At 72.6% G+C, this 5,546-nt stretch carries 6 protein-coding genes; 4 read left to right on the forward strand and 2 right to left on the reverse strand.

Features of this window, described 5'->3' with window-relative positions:
• The first annotated feature begins 266 nt into the window (after positions 1–266).
• Positions 267–611, forward strand: coding sequence for a hypothetical protein (locus QOL99_RS14710; RefSeq protein ID WP_285524928.1), 345 nt, complete (start codon positions 267–269; stop codon positions 609–611).
• A 34-nt stretch (positions 612–645) separates the two neighbouring features.
• On the forward strand, positions 646–2,574 hold the full coding sequence (locus tag QOL99_RS14715) for an endonuclease (protein WP_285524930.1): 1,929 nt from the start codon (positions 646–648) through the stop codon (positions 2,572–2,574).
• On the opposite strand, the gene QOL99_RS14720 is transcribed toward QOL99_RS14715, so the two are convergent.
• Positions 2,552–3,496: an erythromycin esterase family protein gene (locus QOL99_RS14720; protein WP_285524931.1), complete on the reverse strand. Its 945-nt coding sequence runs from the start codon at positions 3,494–3,496 to the stop codon at positions 2,552–2,554. The genes QOL99_RS14715 and QOL99_RS14720 overlap by 23 nt on opposite strands.
• Positions 3,497–3,966: 470 nt before the next feature.
• On the opposite strand from QOL99_RS14720, the gene QOL99_RS14725 reads away from it, so the two are divergent.
• The gene (locus QOL99_RS14725; RefSeq protein ID WP_285524932.1) at positions 3,967–4,371 is read left to right on the forward strand and encodes a hypothetical protein; all 405 of its coding nucleotides are present in this window, start codon (positions 3,967–3,969) and stop codon (positions 4,369–4,371) included.
• Between the two features lie 16 nt (positions 4,372–4,387).
• On the opposite strand, the gene QOL99_RS14730 is transcribed toward QOL99_RS14725, so the two are convergent.
• Complete coding sequence (locus QOL99_RS14730; protein ID WP_285524933.1) at positions 4,388–4,681, reverse strand: hypothetical protein; 294 nt, start codon at positions 4,679–4,681, stop codon at positions 4,388–4,390.
• Between the two features lie 296 nt (positions 4,682–4,977).
• Here QOL99_RS14730 and QOL99_RS14735 point away from each other — a divergent pair, with 296 nt between their 5' ends.
• Positions 4,978–5,520 (forward strand): hypothetical protein, encoded by a 543-nt coding sequence (locus QOL99_RS14735; protein WP_326522589.1) that lies wholly within the window; start codon positions 4,978–4,980, stop codon positions 5,518–5,520.
• The last annotated feature ends 26 nt before the right edge of the window (positions 5,521–5,546 follow it).

Genomic DNA, 5,546 nt, shown 5'->3' on the forward strand with positions numbered 1-5,546 from the left:
CTCCCAGCCTACTCCTCAAGCCCCCTTTGCCGTCATAGTTTTTTTTGTGTAGCTTGCCGGGTATGAAAGGGCGTTTGCGGTCGGTGCTGGCACTGGGTGCGTTGTTGAGTGGAGGGACTCTCGCTGGCGGTGCTGACCCCCCGACCTCCTGGCTGGGCCAGCGGGTGGACGTGACTCAGACGGCGTTTTGTAAGGCGAACGGTTGCAGGCTGGAGCGGCAATTCACGCCGATGGGGTGGCCGGAAGGAATCGGATACGCTTATCGGTTGCCGGATGGGTGGACCCTGGAGGCTTATGTGCAACCGGGCGGTTGGGTCAGCAACGTTTTCCTGCTGAAGTACGGGGCACGGCTGGGCAGCTCGTTGACCTTGCGGGAGCGTCGGCTGGGTGCCGAGTTCCTGAAGCTGGCGACCGGGCGGCGCTTCACTCCGCAGGCGGTGGCGGATTGCATCACCGCCGGTCTGGCCACTCAGCAGCGCAATCCAGACGTGTACGGCCCCGACCGTCCCCTGAGCCAGTGGGCCACTCCGGCGGGCTTGCCTTACAAGGCGCGTTGCGGTGTCGCGGGCGCCGGGCCGCTGGGCGTCTGGGCCGGGTGGAGGCAGCAGTAAACCGCCCTCACCCCCACCCGTTACCCTGGCCCGCATGGACATTCCGCGTGAGCTGCTGGAGCAGACGCAGGCCCGTTACATTCGCCGGGACCCCGAGCGCCAGGAGTGCCGGGCGCGGCTGGAGGCGGGCGGCCCCCTCGCCGCCGACACCGAGGCGCGGGTGGAGGCCCGCCTGACCCGCCTGGGCGTGCCGCTGCCCGAAGCGCGGGCGGTGGCCACGGGGCAGGCCGATGGGCGGGATGTCGCCGCCCAGCTTCCCGAAGACACGCGGCTGCCGCTGGAGCGGGTGCTGGGGGCCAACGATCTGGTCGGCGTGGCGTATCTCGACCTCGCGCGGGCAGCGTCGCGGGCGGTGGGGCGCGTCGTGCTGCGCGACAGCCGGGGGCGGACGCGGGGCTACGGCACAGGCTGGCTGTGCGGCCCCGGCGCCCTGCTCACCAACAACCACGTGCTGGAGGACGCGGCCTCGGCCCGCACTGCCGTCGTCGAGTTCGACTATGAACAGCGGCCCGACGGCACCCTGCGCGACCGGGTGACGCTGGACCTCGACCCCGACACCCTCTTCGTGACCTCGGAGGGGCTGGATTACTCGCTCGTCGCGGTGGGTGGCGACACGTCGGCCTTCGGGTGGTTGCCCCTGTTTGGCAGCGTGGGCAAGGTGCTCGTGGGCGAGGCGCTGAGCATCATCCAGCATCCCTCCGGCGAGCCCAAGCAGGTCGCCCTGCGCGAAAACCGCCTCGTGGACCTGCTGCCCGACTTTCTGCACTACGAGACGGACACCGCGCCGGGGTCGAGCGGCAGCCCGGTCTTCAACGACGCCTGGGAGGTCGTGGCCCTGCACCACAGCGGCGTGCCGCGCAAGGACGCGGGCGGACGGACCCTGCGCCGGGGCGGTCAGCCCGTGCAGCCCGGCGACCCCGACACCCTGATCGACTGGGTCGCCAACGAGGGCGTGCGGATCAGCCGCATCGTGGAGGACCTGCGGGCGCGGGCCGAGGGTGCGGCGAGTCCCCTGCTGGCGGGCGTGCTGTCGGCCCAGCGGCCCTCGGTGGGCACCGAACGTCAGAGCGCCGGGACTGCCCCGGTTCTCGACCTCGGCCGCGTGACGGTGGGGGCGGACGGGGTCGCGACGGTGCCCGTGACCCTGCGCCTGCGGGTGGGGAGTGGAGAAGCGGGTCGCCCGGCCCCGGCCCCCACCCGCCCCTACCTCGACCCGGCGGACGGCGAGCGGGCGGCGGCGTACTACGCGGACCTGCCGGAGGGCGGCACCCCCCAGACCCGCTTTCAGGCCCTCTCCGAGCGGGTGACGCGCACCCACACCCGCACGCTGAGCTATGACCCCGCCGACGACCTCTATCCCTGGGTGGACCTGTGGCCCGACGGCAAGCTGCGCAGCCTGTACTCGGCCCGCGAGCATACGCCCGAAGAATTCATCGCCGCCGACCGCGCCGCGCAGGAGCGCCGCATAGCCCTGGCCGCCCGCGAGGGGCTGGACGCGGAGGCGCTGGAGGCCGCGTTGCCCTACAACTGCGAGCATGTGGTGCCGCAGTCGTGGTTCGGCAAGCGCGAGCCCATGCGCGGGGACCTGCACCACCTCTTCGCGTGCGAGCCGGACTGCAACTCGTTCCGGGGCAATACCCCCTACTTCGACTTTCCCGACTACGGCGAGGCCATCCGCAGCGAGTGCGGGCGGCGCGAGCCCGGCGAGTTCGAGCCCGCGCACGGCAAGGGGGCGGCGGCCCGGGCGACCCTCTACTTTCTGCTGCGCTACCCCGGCGTGGTGCGGCAGTACGGCGAGCGGCACCTGCAGACGCTGCTGGCGTGGCACGAACAGGACCCGCCCGGCGACTGGGAACGGCACCGCAACGCGGCCATCTTCGAGAAGCAGGGCAACCGCAACCCCCTGATCGACCGCCCGGAGTGGGGGGCAGCGGTGGCGTTCAGCGAGGGGCTGGGGCGGTAGCGGGCAGGGGCTGCGCGGCGCTGGTCCGTTCCTGAAAGGCGATCAGGTCGAAGTCGGAGAGGGGCCGGGCCAGCTCGAAGACCTGTGGCTCCCGCTGCGCCCACTCTGTCCCGTACTGCCCACCCAGAAAGCGCCGGGGACCGGGATGGGGATGGTCGCGGGCGCCGTACAGCCCGTCGCCCCGCCCCGCGAAGAGGTCTTCCGAGTGGTGGGCGGCGGGTGGCCCCACCGGCAGGTCGGCCAGCGGCTTCGGGTGGCCGGGGACGTCATGGTTGCGGGTGCGGAAGATGCCCTGCCCCATCATCATCCCGACCGCCAGATACGCCGGGCCGAGCTGTTGGCGCAGCACGAACCCGGCGGCGGGCGAGCCGTGGAAGCTGGGGTTGACGGCCACATGCTCGTTGTGCGCCCAGAACACCGTGAGCCCAGCCGGGTCCAGCCCCTCTTCCAGCAGCGTCTCGGCCATGAAGCGGTCGCGCAGGCCCAGGCGGGTGTGCCCGGCCTCCAGCAGGTAGGCGTCCACGTACCGCCGGGCACTGCGGGCGAGGCTGCGGCGCTCCGGGTCGAGTTCGGCGGCCTCCACCTCGCATAGCACCTCGTGGAGTTCGCGGGCCTCCAGACTTCCGGCCTCCACACGGCCCCGCGCGGTCAGTCCGGCGAGCGCGGGGTGCGCGTGTCCGGCGGCGATCAGGTCGGCCACCCCCAGGTACGGCTCCTGCACGTCCGCGCCGACGAAACGGACCCGCCGCTCGCCCGGCTGCGACAGGTTCCAGGCCCGCAGCCGGGTCAGCGCATCCAGAATCTCCCGTGTCTCCCAGGTCCAGAAGCGTTGGGCACGCAGCGCGGCCTCCAGGTCGCCCTCCCCACGCAGGGCCGCGTCCAGCAGGCGGCCGGTGGCGAGGCCGCATTCCCAGGCCAGCACGCGCAGCCGCCCGGACTGGGCCAGGGCCAGGATGACCTCGCCCTTCCACCGGAACGCCTAGAGCATTTGCCATAAGAATGCGCTGGGTTTCCGCATTCGTTGGCCGAGCGGAGCGAGCGAATTGAAGAAGAGCATTGGGCAGAATGGAGGCAACTGGGGCGCCCTTCCCGGGGGGCCGTAATTCTGTCAAATGCTCTCGGCGGTGCCGTGGGTGGGTTCCCCCAGACCCAGCATCCGCACGCCTTCCAGCCGGGTCAGCAGGGGGAAGGGGTCGGGAGTNACTGGGGCGCCCTTCCCGGGGGGCCGTAATTCTGTCAAATGCTCTCGGCGGTGCCGTGGGTGGGTTCCCCCAGACCCAGCATCCGCACGCCTTCCAGCCGGGTCAGCAGGGGGAAGGGGTCGGGAGTCACCGGTCCAGATCGTGAGGGCACGGCCCCCAGCCTAGCCCGCCGACCCGCTACCCTGGCCCCATGACCCGCCCCCCCACCTCCACCCGCACCGACAAGGGCGTGCGCGGCTTTGACCTCGACCTGCACGTCGCCTTTGCCCAGGCCCTGCCGCGCGATCAGGCGCTCGCCGTACTCGCCGCCGCCGAGGGCTTCACGGTGGACCTCTACGCCCGGCACGACCAGCCCGGCGCCCCGGTGCCGTCGGCCCGCCTGACCGGTCCCCTGCGCGACCCCGACGCCTTGCGGGCGGTGCTGGCCGCCTGGCTGCACGGCGAGGCCCGCACGGTGGAGGTCGGGCTGCACGGCTACCTGCGCTCCGGGGCGGGGCAGACCGAGTGGATGCCCTGGCGCCGCACCGTGGTGCTGCCCCGCGCCGAGGCAGACCGCGTGCCCTTCGAGGAGGGCGTGCGGTACGTGCTGGAGTAGTCCTGCCGGGTCGCCGTCAGGCGCTCAGCGGCAGCACCAGCGCCCGCGCCTTGGCGGTGCCGCCCGCTTCCCGGTGCAGCACCAGCACATTCAGGCGCACGTCGGGCCGCAGCAGGTAGGGCAGCAGGGTGGTGTCCAGCGTCCGCAGCGCCCGCACGCCGTGGGCCCCTAGCTCGCCCGGCGGCAGGCCGCGCAGGACCAGCACCGCCCGGTCACCGCTCCGGCTGCGCCACAGGTCGGCGCTTCCCAGGCGGTCGACGCCGTGGTGGTCGCGGTACTCGAAGGGGTGGGCCTGCCGCACAAGCTGCATCGTGGAATCACGCTCCAGGAAAAGAAGGGGAGAGAAGTCGTCCGCCGCGTGAGGCCACGTGGTCGGGGGCGGATGGCCGGACTGAAGGCCACGACGCTGGGGTACCCCCCCAGGGTAAGGGCCGGGGACGGGCCAGGCGAGTGCCCTTTGTCCCGTCCGCGTGTTCCAGCAGCGGGAAAAGTCATCGTTTCATACGGGTTCCGGTGTGGAAGGGGCTTGAGGCTTTGCTGCCCCTGCCCGCGCGGCGGCAGTCTGGCTCACGGTCGGGCGGGAGGCGGGGACGGCACAATGGCGCGGTGACCCCACCCCACCACGCGACGGGCGGTGTGCCCGAGATGCTGCGCGAGTACCAGGGCTATGTCCTGGCCCACCGCCTGCGCCGGGCCGTCGGGGGGCGGGTGGCCCCGGCGGGCGACGTGCTGACCCTGGCAGGCTACGCGGCGCGGCGCATCGAGCGGCAGGACCTCGCCCGGCGGCTGGTGCGCGGCGGGTTGCCGCCGGGGGGGATGGGCCAACTCGATGCGCTGTCCGGCGAGCTGATGTTCGGCTTCTGGCTCAATCCGGCGGAGGTGGCCGCCTTTTTGCGGGCCGCGCTGCGCCAGGGCGGGCACCCGGCGCTGGGCGACCCCCAGGCCTTTGCCAGCCTGCTGACCCCGGAGGAACGCGAGCGGCTGGGCGACACGGGCGTGCGGCTGGTCTGCGCCCACCACCTGAGCTGCCTGACCCTGGCCGCGCCCATGCTGGACCCCGACGCGCTCGCGGGCGTGTGGGCGCGGGTGGAGGCGACCACGCCGCCTCTGTTCGTGGACGAACTCGCCCGGTCGGGGCAGGCCGGATGACACCGGGGGCACGGTGACGGGCCTGG

Source organism: Deinococcus rhizophilus (assembly GCF_030271215.1).
GTDB lineage: Bacteria > Deinococcota > Deinococci > Deinococcales > Deinococcaceae > Deinococcus > Deinococcus rhizophilus.